Annotated in this window: 16 protein-coding genes and 1 riboswitch; of the genes, 8 read left to right on the top strand and 8 right to left on the bottom strand. The window is 63.8% G+C overall.

Annotated elements, in window-relative coordinates; all coding sequences use genetic code 11:
• The first annotated feature begins 97 nt into the window (after positions 1-97).
• Positions 98-823 carry an acetoacetyl-CoA reductase gene (gene phbB, locus NKH98_RS02690; RefSeq protein ID WP_352896518.1) on the top strand — a complete coding sequence of 242 codons (726 nt, stop codon included), beginning with the start codon at positions 98-100 and terminating at the stop codon, positions 821-823.
• Between the two features lie 65 nt (positions 824-888).
• Here phbB and NKH98_RS02695 read toward each other — a convergent pair whose 3' ends face one another.
• Positions 889-2139 carry an FAD-dependent monooxygenase gene (locus tag NKH98_RS02695; RefSeq protein WP_352896521.1) on the bottom strand — a complete coding sequence of 417 codons (1251 nt, stop codon included), beginning with the start codon at positions 2137-2139 and terminating at the stop codon, positions 889-891.
• Positions 2140-2221: 82 nt separating this feature from the next.
• Between NKH98_RS02695 and NKH98_RS02700 the strand changes: the two genes are divergently transcribed.
• The 5 genes from NKH98_RS02700 to NKH98_RS02720 all read left to right on the top strand — a co-directional run bounded on the left by NKH98_RS02700 (position 2222) and on the right by NKH98_RS02720 (position 8742).
• Positions 2222-2806, top strand: a complete 585-nt coding sequence (locus tag NKH98_RS02700) for a TetR/AcrR family transcriptional regulator (RefSeq protein ID WP_352896524.1) — start codon at positions 2222-2224, stop codon at positions 2804-2806.
• A 701-nt stretch (positions 2807-3507) separates the two neighbouring features.
• Positions 3508-6906, top strand: coding sequence for a helicase-related protein (locus NKH98_RS02705; RefSeq protein WP_352896527.1), 3399 nt, complete (start codon positions 3508-3510; stop codon positions 6904-6906).
• A gap of 12 nt (positions 6907-6918) precedes the next feature.
• Entirely contained in the window at positions 6919-7305 is a 387-nt protein-coding gene (locus NKH98_RS02710; protein ID WP_352896529.1) for an RNA-binding S4 domain-containing protein, read from the top strand.
• A gap of 148 nt (positions 7306-7453) precedes the next feature.
• The gene (fdxA, locus tag NKH98_RS02715; RefSeq protein ID WP_254816494.1) at positions 7454-7792 is read left to right on the top strand and encodes a ferredoxin FdxA; all 339 of its coding nucleotides are present in this window, start codon (positions 7454-7456) and stop codon (positions 7790-7792) included.
• A gap of 368 nt (positions 7793-8160) precedes the next feature.
• Positions 8161-8742: a CarD family transcriptional regulator gene (locus tag NKH98_RS02720; protein ID WP_006327799.1), complete on the top strand. Its 582-nt coding sequence runs from the start codon at positions 8161-8163 to the stop codon at positions 8740-8742.
• A 75-nt stretch (positions 8743-8817) separates the two neighbouring features.
• Here NKH98_RS02720 and NKH98_RS02725 read toward each other — a convergent pair whose 3' ends face one another.
• The 3 genes from NKH98_RS02725 to NKH98_RS02735 form a co-directional block, all read right to left on the bottom strand.
• A complete protein-coding gene (locus NKH98_RS02725; protein ID WP_254816493.1) occupies positions 8818-9591 on the bottom strand; it encodes an amino acid ABC transporter ATP-binding protein in 774 nt (257 codons plus the stop codon).
• Positions 9588-10268 (bottom strand): ABC transporter permease subunit, encoded by a 681-nt coding sequence (locus tag NKH98_RS02730; protein WP_023721020.1) that lies wholly within the window; start codon positions 10266-10268, stop codon positions 9588-9590. Before NKH98_RS02730 ends, NKH98_RS02725 begins: the two co-directional genes overlap by 4 nt.
• Before the next feature lie 122 nt (positions 10269-10390).
• Positions 10391-11164, bottom strand: coding sequence for an amino acid ABC transporter substrate-binding protein (locus tag NKH98_RS02735; RefSeq protein WP_352896532.1), 774 nt, complete (start codon positions 11162-11164; stop codon positions 10391-10393).
• A gap of 325 nt (positions 11165-11489) precedes the next feature.
• Here NKH98_RS02735 and NKH98_RS02740 point away from each other — a divergent pair, with 325 nt between their 5' ends.
• Positions 11490-12347 carry an RNA polymerase factor sigma-32 gene (locus NKH98_RS02740; RefSeq protein ID WP_254816490.1) on the top strand — a complete coding sequence of 286 codons (858 nt, stop codon included), beginning with the start codon at positions 11490-11492 and terminating at the stop codon, positions 12345-12347.
• Between the two features lie 13 nt (positions 12348-12360).
• Here NKH98_RS02740 and NKH98_RS02745 read toward each other — a convergent pair whose 3' ends face one another.
• The 4 genes from NKH98_RS02745 to thiB form a co-directional block, all read right to left on the bottom strand.
• Positions 12361-13830 carry a M48 family metalloprotease gene (locus NKH98_RS02745; RefSeq protein ID WP_352896535.1) on the bottom strand — a complete coding sequence of 490 codons (1470 nt, stop codon included), beginning with the start codon at positions 13828-13830 and terminating at the stop codon, positions 12361-12363.
• Positions 13831-14084: 254 nt separating this feature from the next.
• Positions 14085-14876, bottom strand: coding sequence for a thiamine ABC transporter ATP-binding protein (gene thiQ, locus NKH98_RS02750; RefSeq protein WP_352896538.1), 792 nt, complete (start codon positions 14874-14876; stop codon positions 14085-14087).
• Positions 14873-16492 carry a thiamine/thiamine pyrophosphate ABC transporter permease gene (gene thiP, locus NKH98_RS02755; RefSeq protein WP_352896540.1) on the bottom strand — a complete coding sequence of 540 codons (1620 nt, stop codon included), beginning with the start codon at positions 16490-16492 and terminating at the stop codon, positions 14873-14875. The genes thiQ and thiP overlap by 4 nt, the downstream gene beginning before the upstream one ends.
• A gap of 240 nt (positions 16493-16732) precedes the next feature.
• Positions 16733-17746 carry a thiamine ABC transporter substrate binding subunit gene (thiB, locus tag NKH98_RS02760; RefSeq protein ID WP_352896543.1) on the bottom strand — a complete coding sequence of 338 codons (1014 nt, stop codon included), beginning with the start codon at positions 17744-17746 and terminating at the stop codon, positions 16733-16735.
• 43 nt (positions 17747-17789) lie between these two features.
• A riboswitch (TPP riboswitch) is annotated at positions 17790-17904 on the bottom strand.
• A gap of 140 nt (positions 17905-18044) precedes the next feature.
• On the opposite strand from thiB, the gene NKH98_RS02765 reads away from it, so the two are divergent.
• Positions 18045-18689, top strand: a complete 645-nt coding sequence (locus NKH98_RS02765; protein WP_352896545.1) for a thiamine diphosphokinase — start codon at positions 18045-18047, stop codon at positions 18687-18689.

Here is an 18689-nt window from a genome sequence, read left to right on the forward strand (position 1 = left end):
GGCGATACGAGTAGGATACTGGCGCAAAGCGAGTAGGGAATAGAGGGCAAACCCCACCGCTTCAACGCGCAGTCATCTGCATTTCCCGGGAGGACACATGACAAAGGTTGCAATCGTCACAGGCGGGTCGCGCGGCATCGGCGCGGCGATATCGGTCGCCTTGAAAAGCGCCGGCTATTCGGTGGCCGCGAACTACGCGGGCAATGAGGATGCGGCGGCAAAGTTCAAGGCAGCGACCGGCATCCCGGTCTATAAATGGTCGGTCGCCGACTATGAAGCCTGCACTGCCGGCATCAAACAGATAGAGGCCGATCTCGGTCCCGTCTCGGTGCTGGTCAACAATGCCGGCATCACCCGCGACGCGATGTTCCATAAGATGACGCGCGAGCAATGGAAAGAGGTCCTCGACACCAATCTTTCCGGCGTCTTCAACATGACGCATCCGTTGTGGGGTGGAATGCGCGACCGCAAGTTCGGCCGCATCATCACCATCTCCTCGATCAACGGCCAGAAAGGCCAGGTCGGCCAGGTCAATTATTCGGCTTCGAAGGCCGGCGACATCGGCTTCACCAAGGCACTGGCCCAGGAAGGCGCGCGCGCCGGCATCACCGTCAACGTCATCTGTCCCGGCTATATCGCCACCGAGATGGTCAAGGCGATGGACGAGAAGGTGCTCAACGAGCGTGTCATCCCGCAGATCCCGGTCGGCCGTCTCGGCGAGCCGGAGGAGATCGCGCGCTGCGTCGTCTTCCTCGCATCCGACGACGCCGGTTTCATCACCGGCTCGACCATATCAGCCAATGGCGGCCAGTACATCAGCTGAGGCTTGGGATGTCGCGGATGCCCCCGTACCGGCCCGACAGCAGGTACGGGCAGATAACCGGGCTGTCACGCGGCAAGCTTCAGCGCTGGGCTGGCTTCAGGCTGGGTTCGGGTAATTGAACCTGCCTCCCACGCGGGTGCCGGCAGACGGGCAAGCGGCGCCCGACTGAGGCCCGACAGCTTCAATGCGATGCGGCGCTTCAGGAGTGGTGTGAGGTTCAGCACCGATAGTACGAGGTTGCGAACGAACCGCTTCACCGGACTGCGGGTAAGCGCCATGACGGTCATCATGCCAGCCAGGTCAAGCACCTCTTGGGCTGCCGGGCGTCGCAGCGTTTCATAGAGTTCGAGCTCCGCTTCGGGGCGCACGCCGTTCACCACGTCGCCAAGCAATTGGCCAAGCACGACCGCGTCGACGATGCCGGTATTCATGCCTTGCCCTCCCGCCGGACTGTGCACGTGCGCGGCATCGCCCATCAGGAACAACCGGCCCTTGCGGTATGACCGGACCAGGCGGTGATGCACGCGAAACCGCGAGCTCCACGACAGGTCGAGCACGCGGGTTCTTTCTTTGCTCGGTCCACGGCTGTCGAGCAGCACCTGTATGTCTGCGACTGCGGGTTTTTCCGGTGCATCGTCCATTGTCGCGACGACGCGGTACGATCCGTCTGGGAGCGGCGCCACCACCACCAGTCCGGCTGGCGCAAAGAACAGCGACACTTCGGTTGGCCCAACCGGCCAGTCGAGAAGAACGTCGGCGAGAACGAACGACGCCTCATAGGCCGCGCCGTCGAACTCGATGCTGGCCGAGTTGCGCACCAGGCTGTGCATGCCGTCGCCGCCAACGACGTAATGTGTCGATATGATCTTCTCGCGGCCGTTTTCGACCACCGTCACGCGCGCACCGTCAGTGTCCTGAACCACCGCTTTGGCCTCGACCATGCGGTGGATCACGCCGCCCAAGGCCGTAATCCGCTCAGCAAACACCTGCTCGGTGAGATTCTGAGGCAGCATCATCAGATAGGGATGCCTCGACGGAAGCTTTCCGAAATCGAGCTTGAGCAGTGTCCGGTTGCGGTCGCGGATGGCGAAATTATGCAGCTTCAGGGCAAGTTCGCTCAGCCGCTGCGTGACGCCCAGCGGCTCCAGCGCTTCCAGCGTCTGAGCGTGGATGACGCCGGCCCGCGAGGTCTGAAGGCCCTCCCCAAGCCTGTCGATCAGAATATGGTCGACCCCGGCCTGGTGCAGCACGATGGACAGCGCCAAGCCGGTCGGGCCGGCGCCGATAATCAGGACTTCCGTTGCATCAGGCAACATTTTCGCTCTCCATTTATCAACACATGTTGACTTTCTAGCCGAAGCCATTGCATTTGTCAACAGCCGTTGGCATATGGATTTCATGAGCGAGAATCAGCAGAAGAAAACCAGCAAGTCGGACCGCACCCGCGCCCAGATCCTCGAAGCCGCGAGGCTGCTGTTCGCCAAGCACGGCTATGACGGCGCCTCCATCCGCGACGTCGCCGCCCATGCCTCGATCGATCCGGCCATGGTGATCCGCTATTTCCGCAGCAAGGACGAGCTATTCGCCAGAGCGGCGGTCGTCGACCTGAAATTGCCGGCACTGCGGGTGATCGATCGAACCGCCATCGGCAAGACACTGATCAGGCGATTTCTCGAAATCTGGGAAGATCCGGCCAACGGTACCGGCATGGCAATTCTGCTGCGGTCGGCGACGTCGAACGAATTCGCCGCCGAAAAGTTGCGCGATGTATTTGCCAACCAGGTGAGGCCACTGGTTGCGGCGGTCGCTGATCCCGCCGATGCGGGCCGGCGGGCCGGGCTCATTTCCAGCCAGCTGCTGGGTTTGGCGATGTGCCGTTACCTGCTGCGCCTACCACCGGTCGTCGCCCTGTCTCACGACGAAATCATCCAGACCGTCGGCCCTACATTGCAGCGCTATGCCGTCGGAGAGGATGTGCCTTGAACAAGCCGTTCAGCGTGGGGCCGAGTCTGAGCCTCATGCGGCAAGTGCGCCGACCGATGGCCATGACGCCGGTGTGTGCCGAACCAGCACGCAAAGGTTAATGGCCGCTGCGCAGCCTGTGCAAAAACCGCCCGGCTGCCTGTGGATTCTCGGTGGAGAAGCTGTTCACAACACAACATGTTGCGGTGAACAAACCAAGAAACTTCGGCTATCTCTGATTCGTCGCCGATTCGTTCCGGCTTTGAGCGGAACGTTAACGACGAGAGCTGAAAACTCCCTCGAAATGATTAAGGCGCGTTAGGAAACATCAATAATTTCATAATGTTGTGCGAAGCAGATTGGCCACCCACGACCATTCACCGGCAAAGGTTAACCATGGTGCTCGCCTGGATGCCGCTTGCATGAATCGGGCCAGTTCCCGTGATTCAGCATGTGGTGAGGTATGCCGGCAGAAAACCCAGATGTAGCCGTGAACAAAACCTGAATCGGCGAGAGTCAGTGATTCGTCGCTGATTCGTTCCAGACTCGTTCCAACTGTTAATCGGGAACAGATTTTCTGGCTTTGAAGCGACCAATCGGCCGGCCCTCGGCACATTCCGCTTTCGCTTCGCGCCCGAAATCCCTATGTGTCGCCTGTCATACGCGGCCAATATGGGCGCGCTCCCGACAATGCGAGGCGGAGAGCCTTTATTTCCAGGCCGATGAACATCCATCCGAAACACACTGAACCGCTGATCCTGACCGGCCGGGACGTGACGGCCGTGCTCGGCCCGACCAACACCGGCAAGACCCATCTCGCCATCGAACGCATGGTGGCGCATGAAAGCGGCGTCATCGGCCTGCCGCTCAGGCTGCTTGCCCGCGAGGTCTATGCGCGCGTCTGCGAGAAGGTCGGCGCCCATAAGGTTGCGCTCATCACCGGCGAGGAAAAGATCCAGCCGGCTGGCGCGAAATACTCGGTCTGCACGGTGGAAGCGATGCCGCGCGAGACCGACGCCGCCTTCGTTGCCATCGACGAGGTCCAGCTCGCCGGCGATCTCGAACGCGGCCACATCTTTACCGATCGCATCCTGCATCTGCGCGGCCGCCAGGAGACGCTGCTGCTTGGCGCGGCCACCATGCACGGCATCCTGCAGCGCCTGCTGCGGGGCGTGTCGGTGGTGACCCGGCCACGGCTGTCGCATCTTGCTTATGCCGGCTCGAAGAAGCTGACCCGCCTGCCGCGGCGCACCGCGATCGTCGCCTTCTCGGCCGACGAGGTCTATGCCATTGCCGAGCTGATCCGCCGCCAGCAAGGCGGTGCCGCCGTCGTGCTCGGCGCACTCAGCCCGCGCACCCGCAACGCCCAGGTGGCGCTGTTCCAGTCGGGTGACGTCGACTACCTCGTCGCAACCGACGCCATCGGCATGGGCCTCAACCTCGACCTCGACCACGTCGCCTTCGCCCAGAACCGTAAATTCGACGGCTACCAGTACCGCAACCTGACAGCGGCCGAGCTCGGCCAGATTGCCGGCCGCGCCGGCCGGCATCTGCGCGACGGCACCTTCGGCGTCACCGGCCAGGTCGATCCGCTGGATGAGGAACTGATCAAGAAGATCGAGGCGCATGATTTCGACCCGGTGAAAGTGCTGCAGTGGCGCACCGCGCATTTCGATTTCGCCAACCTCGATGCGCTGAAGCGCTCGATCGAGACCAACGCCCCGGTCGAAGGCCTGACGCGCGCGCTGCCGGCCGTGGACGCGCAGGCGCTCGAGCATCTGTCGCGCGACGAGGACGTCCGGGCACTCACCACCGATGCGAGACGCGTGGCGCTGCTGTGGGAAGCCTGCGCGCTGCCCGACTACAGGAAGATCGCGCCGGCCCAGCACGCCGACTTGATCGCCTCCATCTACATGGACCTTGCCAGGCATGGCCATGTCGACGAGAACTACATGGCCGAGCAGGTGCGCCGTGCCGACACCACCGAAGGCGACATCGACACGCTGTCGCACAGGATTGCCCAGATCCGCACATGGACCTTCGTTTCCAACCGGCCCGGCTGGCTGGCCGATCGGGCACACTGGCAGGAAAAGACGCGCGAAATCGAAGACAGATTGTCGGATGCGCTGCATGAGCGGTTGACGAAACGTTTTGTAGACCGCAGGACTTCCGTCCTCATGCGGCGCCTTAGAGAAAACACGATGCCTGAAGCCGAAATCAGCCCAACCGGAACCGTACTCGTCGAAGGCCATCATGTCGGCGAGCTGCAAGGTTTCCGCTTTACCGCCGACCAGAGCGCCGGCGGCGAGGACGCCAAGGCGGTGCGGGCGGCGGCGCAGAAGGCGCTTGCCGCCGAGTTCGAGGCGCGGGCCGAGCGCTTCGGCGCCTCTGCCAATGGCGACATCGCCCTGGGTTCGGATGGCACGCTGCGCTGGATCGGCGCGCCGATCGGCACGCTGGTCGCCGGCGAAGACGCTTTGAAGCCGCGTCTTGTCCTGCTGGCCGACGAGCAGCTCACCGGTCCGGCCCGCGACAAGGTTGCGGCGCGCGCCGAGCGCTTCGTCAATTTCCAGATCGAATCCCTGCTGAAGCCGCTGGTCGACCTCAAGAGTGCCGAGCAGATCACCGGCATCGGCCGCGGCATCGCTTTCCAGCTTGTCGAGCATTTCGGCCTCATCAACCGTCGCGACATCGCCGACGAGATGAAGTCGCTCGACCAGGAAGGCCGCGCGGCCCTTCGCCGCCTCGGCGTGCGCTTCGGCGCCTACCATGTCTTTGTGCCGGCACTGATCAAGCCGGCGCCGGCCGGGTTGATCACGCTCCTGTGGGCGCTGAGAAACGACGGCAAGGACAAGCCCGGCTTCGGCGATGTCGTTCACGCACTGGCCTCCGGCCGCACCTCGGTGGTCATCGATCCGACCTTCGACAAGACCTTCTACAAGCTTGCCGGCTACCGCAATCTCGGCCGGCGTGCTGTACGCGTCGATATTCTCGAGCGGCTGGCCGACCTGATCCGACCGGCGACCAACTGGAAGCCGGGCCTCGGGCCTCGCCCCGATGGCGCCTATGACGGCCAGTCCTTCATGGTGACGCCGCCGATGATGTCGATCCTCGGCGCGACCGCCGACGACATGGAAGAAATCCTGAAGGGGCTCGGCTATCGCGCCGATGCCAAACCGGCGGCCGAGGTCAAGGCGCGGCTCGAAGCACAGGACAATGCCGCGCGCGAAGCGGCCGCTGCAAAGCAGGCGGCTGAAGACGCAACACGAGTCGAGCAGGCGAGGATGGCGGAAGCATCTGCCGCGGCAGAGCTGCCGGCGGAGGCTTCGGAACCCGTGTCGAATGCGGCTCCCGTTGCGGAGGCGGCGGCCGAAGCTGTAACCGAAGCGACGGCAGAGCCTGTCGCGGAAGCTCCAGCCCCTGAAGCTGCGGCAGAAGTCACGCAAGAGATCCTGCCCACCGCCGAAGCGGTTGCAGAACCAGCGGCCGAGCCAAGGGCGGCGGAACTTGGGGCGGAAACTGAGGCTATGGCACCGGCAGAGCCGCCGATCTTCGAAACGACGGAAGCATCGCCGGCCGAACCTGCAGCGACGGCGGAAGCAGTCGCCGACGACGCTGCCCCGGAGGCGGAGGAGCCAAAACCTATCCTGTTGTGGCGGCAGGGTCGTTTCGACCAGCGCCCGCGTCATCGCCAGCATGACAACCGCCCCCGGGACAATCAACGGGGCGCTCGCGCGCGCAATGGTCAAGCTGCGCCGGACAGTCGCAGCGATGCGCCGGTAGATGCGGGCGGGCAACCGACACCAGGCGACCGGGCCGCCCGTCAGGGGCGCCACGACCCGCGTGACGGCGCCGGCAAACCGCGCTTCGATCGCAGCAAGTTCAAGCCTAAACCGCAAGGCGAGGCTGGAGAGCAGCGCGCCGGCAAGCCGCAAGGCGACCGCCCCGACCGGCGCGAAAACCGGCCCGACTGGAAGGCTGGCCGGCAGGACGGCAAAGGCAGCGCCCAAGGCGCAAAGCCTGCCTTCCAGCCGAAACCGCGTGAGGAACGCCCGGTCCGCTTCGACCCGGACTCGCCCTTCGCCAAGCTCGCCGCCTTGCGCGACCAGCTGAAGAAGTAAGCTGCTCGTCCAATGGTCACTGATGCCCGCCAGCGCATCGACAAGTGGCTGTTCTTCTCGCGCGCGGTAAAATCGCGCACGCTGGCAGCCAGGCTGGTCGTCGCCGGACGCGTCCGCATCAATCGCGACAAAGCAGCGCAGGCCTCCGATACGGTCCGGCCGGGCGACGTTTTGACCATCACGCTGGAGCGGCGGATCTTCGTCTGGAAAGTCCTTGGCACCGGCGTACGGCGTGGCCCGGCAGAAGAGGCCCGCCTGCTCTACGAGGACATGTCGCCGCCCGCCGCGCCCAAGGGCGAGGGGCTTCCGGATGCGGTGCCGCCGTTGCGCGAGGCCGGCAGCGGTCGCCCGACGAAGAAGGAACGCCGCCAGACCGACCACCTGCTCGGCGACGATTGAGCAAGGTCGAACGCCCGCTTTGCCGGCCTTCCGGAATTTCATTCCGGAAACCGCGGCACCGCTGGCAGGGGCCGCCCTTGCCACCAGCGGACAAAGGCGTTACCTCACCAAAAAAGCCCAACAAAATGGGACGTCCCGGAGCCGACCAATGACCTATGTCGTGACCGACAATTGCATAAAATGCAAATACATGGACTGCATCGAGGTCTGTCCGGTCGACTGCTTCTACGAAGGTGAGAACATGCTCGTCATCCACCCGGACGAGTGCATCGATTGCGGCGTCTGCGAACCGGAATGCCCGGCCGACGCGATCAAGCCCGATACCGAACCGGGCCTCGACAAATGGCTGCAGATCAACACCGAATATGCCGAGAAATGGCCCAACATCACCGCCAAGAAGGAGCCGCCGGCCGACGCTAAAACTTTCGATGGCGAAACTGGCAAGTTCGAGAAATATTTCTCCCCCGAGCCCGGCGAAGGCGACTGACGAGCCGGCCAGCTGCGGCGGCCTGACGCCGCTTAACAGACGTGATACATTAACTGCCTTGACAGGCGGCGACGGCGCGTGGCCTTCGCGCGTGCAGCAAAACCTTGATTCTTCCGACTTTTTGTGTTATATCAGCCAAACATGCCGGTGACACAACGTCGATTTATGGCGCAAACGCCCCAAATCACTGAAAGGTGAATTTCTCAATCCGGACCAGAGCGATCTGGGGCAGGCGCTCGCAATGTTGCGATTTGCCGGTCCTGGCCTTTCCGGTGAGTTCATCGTTGTGTGGCTAAGGACCGGTCACCCCGGTCGCACGAGTTCGGGCCGGCACGATGCCGGTACCACAACAAGGAGTTCAGGGCGTAATGGCAACGATCACCCCGCAGAAGAAGTCCACCGCAGCGCGCCACGGTTTCAAGACCGGGGAGTACATCGTCTATCCGGCGCATGGTGTCGGCCAGATCGTCTCGATCGATGAGCAGGAAGTCGCGGGCCACAAGCTGGAGCTGTTCGTCATCGACTTCCAGAAGGACAAGATGCGCCTCAAGGTGCCGGTCGCCAAGGCGACCTCGATCGGCATGCGCAAGCTGTCGGAAGAGGATTATGTCGAGCGCGCGCTGAAGGTCGTGCAGGGCCGCGCCCGCGTCAAGCGCACCATGTGGTCGCGTCGCGCCCAGGAATATGATGCCAAGATCAACTCCGGCGATCTGATCTCGATCTCGGAAGTGGTGCGTGACCTCTATCGCGCCGACAACCAGCCGGAGCAGTCCTATTCCGAGCGCCAGCTCTACGAGGCGGCCCTCGACCGCATGGCCCGCGAGATCGCGGCCGTCAACCGCATGTCGGAGACCGAAGCGGTCCGCCTCATCGAGGTGAACCTCAACAAGGGCCCCAAGCGCGGCGCCAAGGCCGACAACGAGGAAGCCGAGCAGGAAGAAGCTGCCTGAGCCTTTTCGCCTTCGAATCAGAAAAACCCGGCCTCGCGCCGGGTTTTTTGTTTTGGCTGACCGGTAATGGCCATTCTAGCTCTTGCCGCCGCCTTCCCTTTCCGCCTCCTGCTTCAGCGTGGCGATGAACCGCTTGGTCCGCTGGCGCTCCGGGTTGCTGAACAGCACCGCGGCCGGCCCTTGTTCGACGATGTTGCCGGCATCGAGGAACACCACTTCCCGCGCGATCTTCGAGGCGAGCCGCAGATCATGCGTCGCCATCACCATGGTCGTGCCCTCGCTGGCGAGCTTGCCGAGCACGTCGACCACCTCCTGCGCCAGTTCCGGATCAAGTGCAGAGGTCGGCTCGTCGCAGAGCAGGACTTTCGGCGAAGGCGCCAGCGCCCGGGCGATCGCTACGCGCTGCTGCTGGCCGCCTGACAGCGTCGCCGGCCAGGCGTCGGCCTTATGCGCCATGCCGACCTTTTCGAGCAGGGCGAGCGCCCGTCCGCGCGCTCTTTCCTTGGGCCATTTCAGCACCGTCACCAGCCCCTCCATGATGTTCTCGATCGCAGTGCGATGCGGAAACAACTGGAAATTCTGGAACACCATGCCGGTCTGCAGCCGCAGTCGCTGGATATCCCTGGTCGAGACCCTGCCGCCGGGGTGGAATTCGAGTGCATCGTCGCCGATCCGCACCGTGCCTGAAGTCGGCAGCTCGAGCAGGTTGATGCAGCGCAAAAGCGTGCTCTTCCCTCCGCCCGACGGCCCGACAAGCGCCGTGACGCTGCCTTCCTCGATGGTGACGGTCACGCCCTTCAGCACCAAATTGTCGCCGAAACGCTTTTCGATGTTGGTGAGGCCGATCATGCGCGCGCCTCCAGGAAGCCGCCATAACGGTTGAGCCGCGTTTCCAGCCGCGCCTGCAAGGCCGACAGCACGGAGCTCATGACCAGATAGAGAGCCGCTGCCTCGACATAGAGGATCAGCGGCTCATAGGTGGTGGCGACGATGCGCTGCGCCGCCTGGAACATCTCCGGCACGGTGATGGCGGCGGCGAGCGAAGTGTCCTTGACCAGCGAGATGAAGGTGTTGGACAGCGGCGGCACGGCGACGCGCCCCGCCTGCGGAAGAATGGTGCGCCGCATTGCCTGGGCCCAGGTCATGCCGATCGAATAGGCCGCTTCCCACTGGCCCTTGGGCACCGAACCGATGACTGCGCGGATGATTTCCGACGAATATGCGCCGATGTTCAAGGTGAAGCCGATCAGTGCTGCCGGAAAGGCGTCGAGCAGGATGCCGACCGATGGCAGGCCGTAGAAGATCAGGAACAGTTGCACGAGAAGCGGCGTGCCGCGGAATATCCAGACGTAGAAGCGGACCACGGCGACCAGCGGTTTGGGACCGAACAGCCGGACAAGCGCCACAACCAGGCCTAGGACAAGACCGAATGCAAACGACAGCAGCGTCAACGGCACGGTGAAGATCAGTGCGGCCCACAGCAGCGTAGGCAGGGATTCCAGCATCAATTGCAGCCAGTGCGGCACGAAGGCTCCTCCTTGCCAGATTGCCGTCGCTCACATCACGCGAAAGCGGCGGGCCGTCAAAAGACAGCTCGCCGCGATATGAACGACGCGGGCCGGCGTTCGGCCCACACGAGAAAGCCGTTTTACTTCGAAACGTCCTGGCCGAAATAGGTGTCGGCGATTTTCTTGTAGGTGCCGTCGGCCTTGATGTCGGCCAGCGCCTTATTGATGGCGGCCACCAGTTCCGGATCGGCCTTGCGCACGATGACGCCGGAATAGTCGGCGTTTTCCTCCTGCGCGGCAATCTTCACATTGGCGTCGGGCTTGTGCTTCTTGAAGTCGAGGAAGGACAGACTGTCATTGATGGTGGCGTCGGCGCGGCCGGTAAGAAGAAGCTGGATCGACTGGTCGAAGCCGTCGGTGCCGACGAGTTCGGCGCCGTTGGTTTCAGCCAGCTTGCCGAAGTTCGAAGTCAGCGACTGCGCCGCCTTCTTGCCCTTGAGATCGGCGAAGCTCTTGATATCGGTGTTGTCGCCACGCACGATCAGCACCGCCTTGGAGGCGATGTAGGGATCCGAAAAGTCATATTTGGCCTTGCGCGCCTCGGTGATGCCGACCTCGTTGATGACGGCATCGTAGCGGTTGGCGTCGAGACCGGCGATCAGCCCGTCCCATTTGCCTTCGAGGAACTGGGCTTTGACGCCGAGGCGCTCGGCGATGGCCCGCGCGATCTCGACGTCGAAGCCGACGAGCGCGCCGGAAGCATCATGATAGGTGAAGGGCGCATAGGTTCCTTCCGTGCCGACCTTGAAGACGCCGGACTGCTTGATCTGGTCGAGATTGGCGCCGGCATGACCGGCGGCGATGGCCAGAACCTGCAGCGTTCCGGCGATAATAAGCGATTTGAGCCATTTCATTTTTCTGTGATCCCGTCCTTGGCCGATGTCCGGCGTCATTGCGAGTGCCGGAAAATGACAGAGGCGCGATGCCGGAATAAGAAACTAAATTTCAAAAATCTCGCGCCCTTGAAATCCAATTCTCAACCAGCAGTTCCCGGCGCCATCCGGCTGAGTCAAGGCCGGTGGCGAATCGCCTGGAACAGCGCAATCGACATGACAGTCCGGGGGAACATTCCCCCGCATGGCACGTTCTTCGCTGTTGTAGGGCGCGGCGCCGCCATTTCAACCATCGGCGCCAACTCACGATTCGATCGCACCGCAACGCCTGAAGCAGGAGCGCGGCATGATGGAAGACAGTGCAGGACGGACCATGGTTCGCGCGGCGATGAAAGCCCCTTATCTGGAACGTGACGAAGAGCATCTCCTGGCGCTGCGCTGGAAGGAAAACAATGACCAGCACGCGCTGCACCGCATTACCGTCGCGCATATGCGGCTGGTCATTTCCATGGCGTCGCGGTTTCGCCACTACGGCCTTCCGCTGGGCGACCTGATCCAGGAAGGCCATGTCGGGCTGCTGGAGGCCGCGGCCCGTTTCGAGCCCGAGCGCGAGGTGCGGTTCTCGACCTATGCGACATGGTGGATCCGCGCCTCGATGCAGGACTATATCCTGCGCAACTGGTCGATCGTGCGCGGCGGCACCAGCTCCGCGCAAAAGGCGCTGTTCTTCAATTTGCGGCGTCTGCGCGCCCGCCTGGCAAACGGCGCCGAGCAGACGTCGAATGCCACGCTCTACCGCGAAGTGTCGGCGGCTCTCGGGGTATCGGAGGCCGATGTGGCGATGATGGATTCCCGCCTTTCGGCGCCGGACAGCTCGCTCAACACGCCGCTTGCCGACGACGCGGGCGCAACCGAGCGGATGGAGTTCCTGGTTTCGGATGACCCGCTGCCCGATGAGGTCGTCGGCGACACGATCGACGTCGAACGCCGCTCGGTTTGGCTGAAGACGGCGCTCGGCGCTCTCAATGCGCGCGAGCTCAGGATTATCGAGGAGCGCCGGCTGAGCGACGAGGGCGCGACGCTCGAAGCGCTCGGCGAGACGCTCGGCATCTCCAAGGAACGTGTCCGCCAGATCGAGGCGCGCGCCATGGAAAAGCTCAAGGCGGCGCTGGTAAAGCAGAATCCGGAATTTCTCGCAGCCTGAATCGCGTCGGCTGCTATTTGTCGGTGACGATCTTGACCTTGTCGCCGGCCGAAACCGCGGCACCCGGCGACAGCGCGTTGAGTACCCTGAACAAATCCAGCTTGCGGTCGACGCCGACCATCTGCGCGGCCAGCGAGCCCATTGTCTGGCCGGGCTGCACCGTGACGATGCGGATACGCAGCGGCTTCAGCGCAGCCTTCTCGGCTGCACTCAGAATACGGAACGAGCCGCTGACCGAGCGCGCCACCATGCTCAGCGAGGTGCTGGCCGACGGTGCAGCAGTCAGCAAGCGGTAGACCTGGCCGCCGGCGCGGATCACCGCAATATCGAATTGCCAGCCATCGGCGCCGGCATGCGCGGTCGCCGCTTCGTTGCCGTTGATCGTTTCCTGACGCACGCTGCTGTCGTCGAGGCCGGCAACCCAGCCGCTGCGGATGTAGTCGGTCAGCGAGCGGTCCTTGTCGATCGAAACGCCGTCGAAGCGGATTGCCATGTCGCCCGGGCCTGTGGCCGTCACCGCCGCCGCCGAATTGTCGATGATGAAGCCGTTGGGCACTGAGAACGACACGCCGAGGCCAGGATGCAGGAAGGTTTCGCCGCGCACATAGCCTTCCTCCGGCGTGTCGCCGTAGAGCAGCCCGTCTATGCCGGCAAGGAATGAATCGCGGTCGCGCGACCCGACACCGGGCGCGCCGAACTGGCGGGCGTGGCGCTGCGCGAGATCGATACGCTGCGGCGTATTTGGGTGCGTCGCCAGGAAGTCGAGGCTGGCGTCGGTGGCGCCGCTGATCGAGCGGAAATCGGTATAGGCCGACATCGACTGCAGGAAGCGGCCGGCGGCGTAGGGGTCGAAACCGGCTTCGCCGATCGACTTGATGCCGATGGCATCGGCCTCCAGCTCCTGATTGCGCGAGAACTGGGCCAGCCTCAGCTTGCCGCGGATCAGCGCCGCCTTGGCCGTCGGGTTGTCGCCGAGCACGTCCGAAACGACCTTGGTCGCCAACCCCTCTTCGGCTTCCAGCTGCTGGCGCTGCAGGCCGTGATTGGCCGTAACGTGGCCCATCTCATGCGCGATGACGGCGGCAAGCTCGGCTGAATCGTTGGCCAACGCCAGCAGGCCGCGGGTGATGTAGAGATAGCCGCCCGGCAGCGCGAAGGCATTGACGTTGGGCGAGTTGAGGATGGTGATGCGGTAGGTCTGGGTTGGGTTGGCCGACACCACGGTCAGCCTGCCGACGACCTTGGCCACCATGCGCTCGAGCTTGGGGTCGGAATACTCGCCGCCATAGGTGGCGAGGATGCGCGGGTGCTGCGCCTTCGCCAGTTCGGCGAGCCTGCTGTTAGCGGCGACATTGTCGACCGTAATCGGCTTGTCGGAGGGCTGGAAGCCCGATTCCTGCACGTCGGGAGGCGTGAACATCTGGCAGCTTGCCAGCGCCACGGCAAGACCGGCCAGCGCCAGAAAGCGCGCCAGCGGTTTCACCCTCCGATTGTCGATGCCGGTCGGCAGATCGGCTTCCTTTCAAGTCCCGGGACGTGACCGCGAAAATCGGGCGCGATTTCCGGAAAGCATCACGCGCAAAATCAAGTGCTACGGCGTCCTTCGTGCGTCCGACAGATACGAGGCAGCAAGGGCAAATCACGGTCTAAGCCGGACCAGCTCCTGGCGGACCTAGCCACACTACCTCGACCATGGCAAGCAAGCGCCGCTTCGCCTTCCTTCGGTTTGACCATAAATTATGTCCGCTTCCGGGCAACATCTCGTGATCCAGCTGCAAACGGACCCGAGCCGATATAGCGTCGGAATGCCTCCGGTCCAGCCCCAACGAAAAAATCGGCGGCGGCGCCGGTCGCGGCAACCGTGCCACCGTCCAGGAAAACCATGTTTTGGCCGATACGGCGCGCATCGTCCGGCTGGTGCGTGACGAATAGCACCGTCATGCGCTGCTCCGAATGGACGTCGGCCACCAGGTCGAGCATGTCGTCGCGCAGTGCCGGTCCGAGCGAAGCGAACGGCTCGTCGAGCAAGAGTACCGGCCGGTCGCGCACTAAAACCCGGGCGAGCGCGACGCGCTGCCGCTCGCCGCCGGAGAGTTCGCGCGGCAGTCGGCTTTCCTTGCCGGCCAGGCCGACGCGCTTCAGCGCTGCGGCGATTGCGGCGCGGTCAGCCTCGCTCAGCCTGAGCGAAGGCGAGCGGCCGAGCCCGACATTCTGCTCGAGGGACAGATGGGCAAACAGGTTGTTTTCCTGGAACACCATCGATACCGGCCGCGCTGATGGCGGCGCGGTGCTGACGTCGGCGCCGCCGATGAGCACGCGGCCTGACCGTGGCGCCTCGAAACCGGCCACCAGATTAAGCAGTGTCGACTTTCCCGAACCGCTCGGCCCCATGATGGCGGTGATTTCCGACGCCGGGAAATCGACATCGAATATAAGCGGCGTTTCACCATAGCTGAACGAGACATTATCGAGCCGCACGGCCGCGCCTTTTTCCACCGAAATGGACCGTTCCGGGCTGATCGGCATCATGTTTTCTCCCTCCTTCCCATCCAGTCCGCGGTCAGCACCAGCGCCAGGCAGACAAGGCCGAGCAGCAGCGCCAGCCCGGCCGCATCCTCGGTGCGGTAACTGCCCATGCGGGCCAGCAGCAGGTAGGGCAAGGTTTGCACGGAATCGCTGCCGAACAGCGCAATGACGCCAAGATCGCCGAGCGACAGCGCCATGGCGAAAGCGAAGCCGGTGGCGAGCGGCCGCCGCAGCGACGGCCAGTCGACCAGCCGCAACCGGTTCCAGCCCGAGATGCCAAGCTGTGCGCAAAGCCGTTCGTGGCGTTCGCTCGCCGCGTCATAGGCAGGGCGGATGGCGCGGATGGCGAACGGCATCGCCATCACCGCATTGACCGCAACGACCATGACAGGGGCGATCGCAAAGACATCGCTGACGGTGCGCAGGAAGAGGAACCAGCCGGCGCCGATGACGATGGGCGGCACCACCAGGACGAACCCCGCACCGGTGTCGGCCAGATGTTCGAGCACCGTCCGCCCGCCTGTCCGCCGGGTGAGCGCCAGCGCCCGGCGCGCCATGACCAGCGACAGCGACAGCGCCAGGGAGAGCAGCGCCGATAAGACGGACAGCGCGGCACTGGTCGCCGTCGCTTGCCGCACCGCGCTCTCGCCGGCAAGGCGGCCGAGATCGGCGCCAAGCCCGGCCGCCAGCGTGGCCGCCATCGGCCCGGCGACAAAGAACAGTGCCAGCCCGATCACCAGCGCGTTCAGCACGGTCTCGGCCGCACCGGCTGAAAAATACCGGCGCGGCGCCACCGGCAGATTGGCGTCGCCGGTCATATTGGCGCCAAGCCGCGTCAAGGCCAGCACGACCACGAAGGTCAGGGCAATCTGCAGCAGGGTCAGCGTCACAGCCCGCGCCGGGTCGAAGTCGAAACGCAGCGCCTGGTAGATGGCAACCTCCAGCGTCGTCGCGCTGGGTCCGCCGCCGAGCGTAAGCACGATGGTGAAGGAGGTGATGCACAGCATGAAAACGAGCCCGGCAACGCCCGGCAAGGCCGCACGCAGCGGCGGCGATTCGATCAGCCGGAAGGCCGGCACAGCACCCATGCCAAGCTGGCCCGCCAGCCGCCATTGGTCGGCCGGCACGGTCTGCAACGCCTCCAGGAACAGCCGCGTCGCCAGCGGCAGGTTGAAGAAGACATGGGCGACGAGTATGCCCGACAGGCCATAGATGCCGGGCCAGCTCTGGCCGCCTAGCGCGCCCAGCGTGCCGGCAAAATAGCCGGCGCGGCCATAGAGCGCCAAGACACCGAGTGCGGCAACAATGGCCGGCAGCGCCAGTGGCACGGCGAAAAGCTGCAGGATAAAGCCTCGCCCGAAAAACTGTGGATGCCGCGACAGGGCACGCGCGACGAACAGCGCTGGCGCGACGGAGAGCAGGGTCGACAGCAGAGCCTGCCAGAGCGTGAAACGGACGATACGCAAGAGATACGAATCGAAGGCGGAGGCGACACCGGACGGGTCACGTGTGGCTTCGACGACGAGCCCGGTGAATGCACCGCCGATCAGCAACGCGATGGCGGCGAGCGCGACGATGCCGGCGGTGATGCGGGAGTCAGATGATGGTGCGCGTTGCACGCTAGACCACCAGATTCGAGATTCTTAGTGAGGATTGCGTTCCTTCGCGCCCCCCTCTGTCCTGCCGGACATCTCCCCCACAAGGGGGGAGATCGGACGGCACGGCGGCTTTCGCCAGTCGCCGATGTTGCTGGAATGAGCGGAGCGCTGAAACTGCCAATCTCACCCCTTGTGGGGGAGATGTCCGGCAGGACAGAGGGGGGCGCCGTAGAGCGATCATCTTCGATCAATCGGCCAAAGCTACTTGCTCATCGCCGCCAGCCACTCATCGACCCAGGCCTTGCGGTGGGCCGCGACGTCCTCCGGGCTGAACAGCAAGGTCTTGGTCGGTTTGACAAGCTTGTCGAACGCCGGATTGAGCGGCTTGTCGGTCTTGCCGGCCGGGAACATCCAGTTGGTTTCGGGAATGACATCCTGGAATTTCGGTCCGGTCATGAAGGCGATGAACTTTTCCGCCAGCGGGTTCTTCGCGCCCTTGGTGGTGATCCCCGCAACTTCGATCTGCAGGTATTCGCCTTCCTCGAAGGACGCCGCCTGGTAGCGCTCGGTGTTTTCGGCGACCATGTGGTAGGCCGGCGACGTGGTATACGACAGCACCATCGGCGCCTCGCCCTTGGTGAACAGACCGTAGGCCTCGCTCCAGCCTGGCGTCACCGTCAGCACCTTTGCCTTGAGCTTGGCCCAGGCTTCGGGCGCCTTGTCGCCATAGACCGACTTGACCCACAACAGCAGGCCAAGGCCCGGCGTCGAGGTGCGCGGGTCCTGGATGACGATCTTCTCTCCGGCATCGCCCTCGACCAATTCCCTGAGGCTGTTCGGCGGGTTCTTCAGTTTTTCGGTATCGTAGACGACGGCGAAATAGCCATAGTCGAACGGCACGAAAATATCGTCGCGCCAGTCGCCCGGCACGCTGACATCCGATATGGTGCCATGCGGCGAAAACAGGCCGGTTGCCTTGGCGTCCGCCGTCAAATTGGTATCGAGGCCAAGCACGATATCGGCCTTGGTGGCGGCCCCTTCCAGCTTCACACGGTTGAGCAGCGCCACGCCGTCAGCGACCGAGACGAATTCGATGACGCAACTGCACTCGGCCTCGAAGGCCTTCTTCACCGCCGGTCCCGGACCCCAATCGGCGGTGAAGCTTTCATAGGTATAGATGGTCAGTCTATCCTGTGCCGATGCCTGCCCTGGCAGGGCGAGCGCGGATGCCGCAAGCAGGACAATCGGGACAAGAGAGTGGAAAAAACTGCGCATCGGCGCCTCCTTCGTTCGCGTTGAAAGGAATTGAGGCGTCGGGCTGTCCGAAACGTCTAATCCCTCCGCCGGTACAAACCGGATCAGGTTCAGCGGGTTGGCAGTCTTGCCTCTCAGCCGGTCCGCGAAGATCGCGTCCGGCACCCCGTTAGAGCGTCTCGACACATAGGCCCGGCCGAAGTGCCGCGCAAGCGGAAGTTTGCCGGGCATCCAAAGCCCAGCCTTCCGTTTCGTCTGCCGTTTCATCTTCCGTTTCATTCTTCCGTTTCTGGGGCAGGGCTGGTAAGGGCCACGAGATATGAGCAAATTCACCATCCTGCTTGGCGGCGATCTCATCCGCACGCCGCTGCTCGACCGCCAGGTCGAAGGCTCGCGCGTCATCGCTGCGGATGCCGGCATCGGCCATGCCCGTATGCTGGGCCTGAGGCCGGAACTCTGGGTCGGCGATTTCGATTCCGTGCCTGCCGAGTTGCCGGAGGATCTGGCCGCTGTGCCACGGCAGGTGTTTTCCGCCGAAAAGGACAAGACCGACGGTGAACTCGCTATCGCCGCCGCGCTCGAACGCGGCGCGACCAGCCTTGTGCTCGCAGGTGCTTTCGGCGGCAAACGCACCGATCACATCTTCCTGCATCTGGCGCTGAGCGTCCGGCTGGCGGAAGGCGGGACGGACGTGCTTTTGACCAGCGGCGCACAGGAAGGCATTCCCTTGCTGCCCGGAAAGACTGGCTTCGACTATGCCGACGGCACGCTGTTTTCGGTGCTCGGCTTCTCCGATCTCGCCGGCCTGAGCGTCACCGGTGCCAAATGGCCGCTCGACCATGTCGAGGTTGCGTTCGGCTCGTCGCTGACCATTTCCAACGAGGTCAGGGGCCGGTTGGAAATCGCGCTGGCCAGCGGCCGCGCGCTGCTGCTCGCGCATCCTTTTCCCTTACCTGAAAGCTGA

The organism is Mesorhizobium sp. M0833, assembly GCF_040319905.1.
GTDB lineage: Bacteria > Pseudomonadota > Alphaproteobacteria > Rhizobiales > Rhizobiaceae > Mesorhizobium.

Excerpts from the sequence above, each read along its gene's own strand:
- phbB (WP_352896518.1), top strand. The coding sequence starts at position 98 with ATGACAAAGGTTGCAATCGTCACAGGCGGGTCGCGCGGCATCGGCGCG.
- NKH98_RS02695 (WP_352896521.1), bottom strand. The coding sequence starts at position 2,139 with ATGTTGCCTGATGCAACGGAAGTCCTGATTATCGGCGCCGGCCCGACC.
- NKH98_RS02700 (WP_352896524.1), top strand. The coding sequence starts at position 2,222 with ATGAGCGAGAATCAGCAGAAGAAAACCAGCAAGTCGGACCGCACCCGC.
- NKH98_RS02705 (WP_352896527.1), top strand. The coding sequence starts at position 3,508 with ATGAACATCCATCCGAAACACACTGAACCGCTGATCCTGACCGGCCGG.
- NKH98_RS02710 (WP_352896529.1), top strand. The coding sequence starts at position 6,919 with ATGGTCACTGATGCCCGCCAGCGCATCGACAAGTGGCTGTTCTTCTCG.
- fdxA (WP_254816494.1), top strand. The coding sequence starts at position 7,454 with ATGACCTATGTCGTGACCGACAATTGCATAAAATGCAAATACATGGAC.
- NKH98_RS02720 (WP_006327799.1), top strand. The coding sequence starts at position 8,161 with ATGGCAACGATCACCCCGCAGAAGAAGTCCACCGCAGCGCGCCACGGT.
- NKH98_RS02725 (WP_254816493.1), bottom strand. The coding sequence starts at position 9,591 with ATGATCGGCCTCACCAACATCGAAAAGCGTTTCGGCGACAATTTGGTG.
- NKH98_RS02735 (WP_352896532.1), bottom strand. The coding sequence starts at position 11,164 with ATGAAATGGCTCAAATCGCTTATTATCGCCGGAACGCTGCAGGTTCTG.
- NKH98_RS02740 (WP_254816490.1), top strand. The coding sequence starts at position 11,490 with ATGATGGAAGACAGTGCAGGACGGACCATGGTTCGCGCGGCGATGAAA.
- thiQ (WP_352896538.1), bottom strand. The coding sequence starts at position 14,876 with ATGATGCCGATCAGCCCGGAACGGTCCATTTCGGTGGAAAAAGGCGCG.
- thiB (WP_352896543.1), bottom strand. The coding sequence starts at position 17,746 with ATGCGCAGTTTTTTCCACTCTCTTGTCCCGATTGTCCTGCTTGCGGCA.
- NKH98_RS02765 (WP_352896545.1), top strand. The coding sequence starts at position 18,045 with ATGAGCAAATTCACCATCCTGCTTGGCGGCGATCTCATCCGCACGCCG.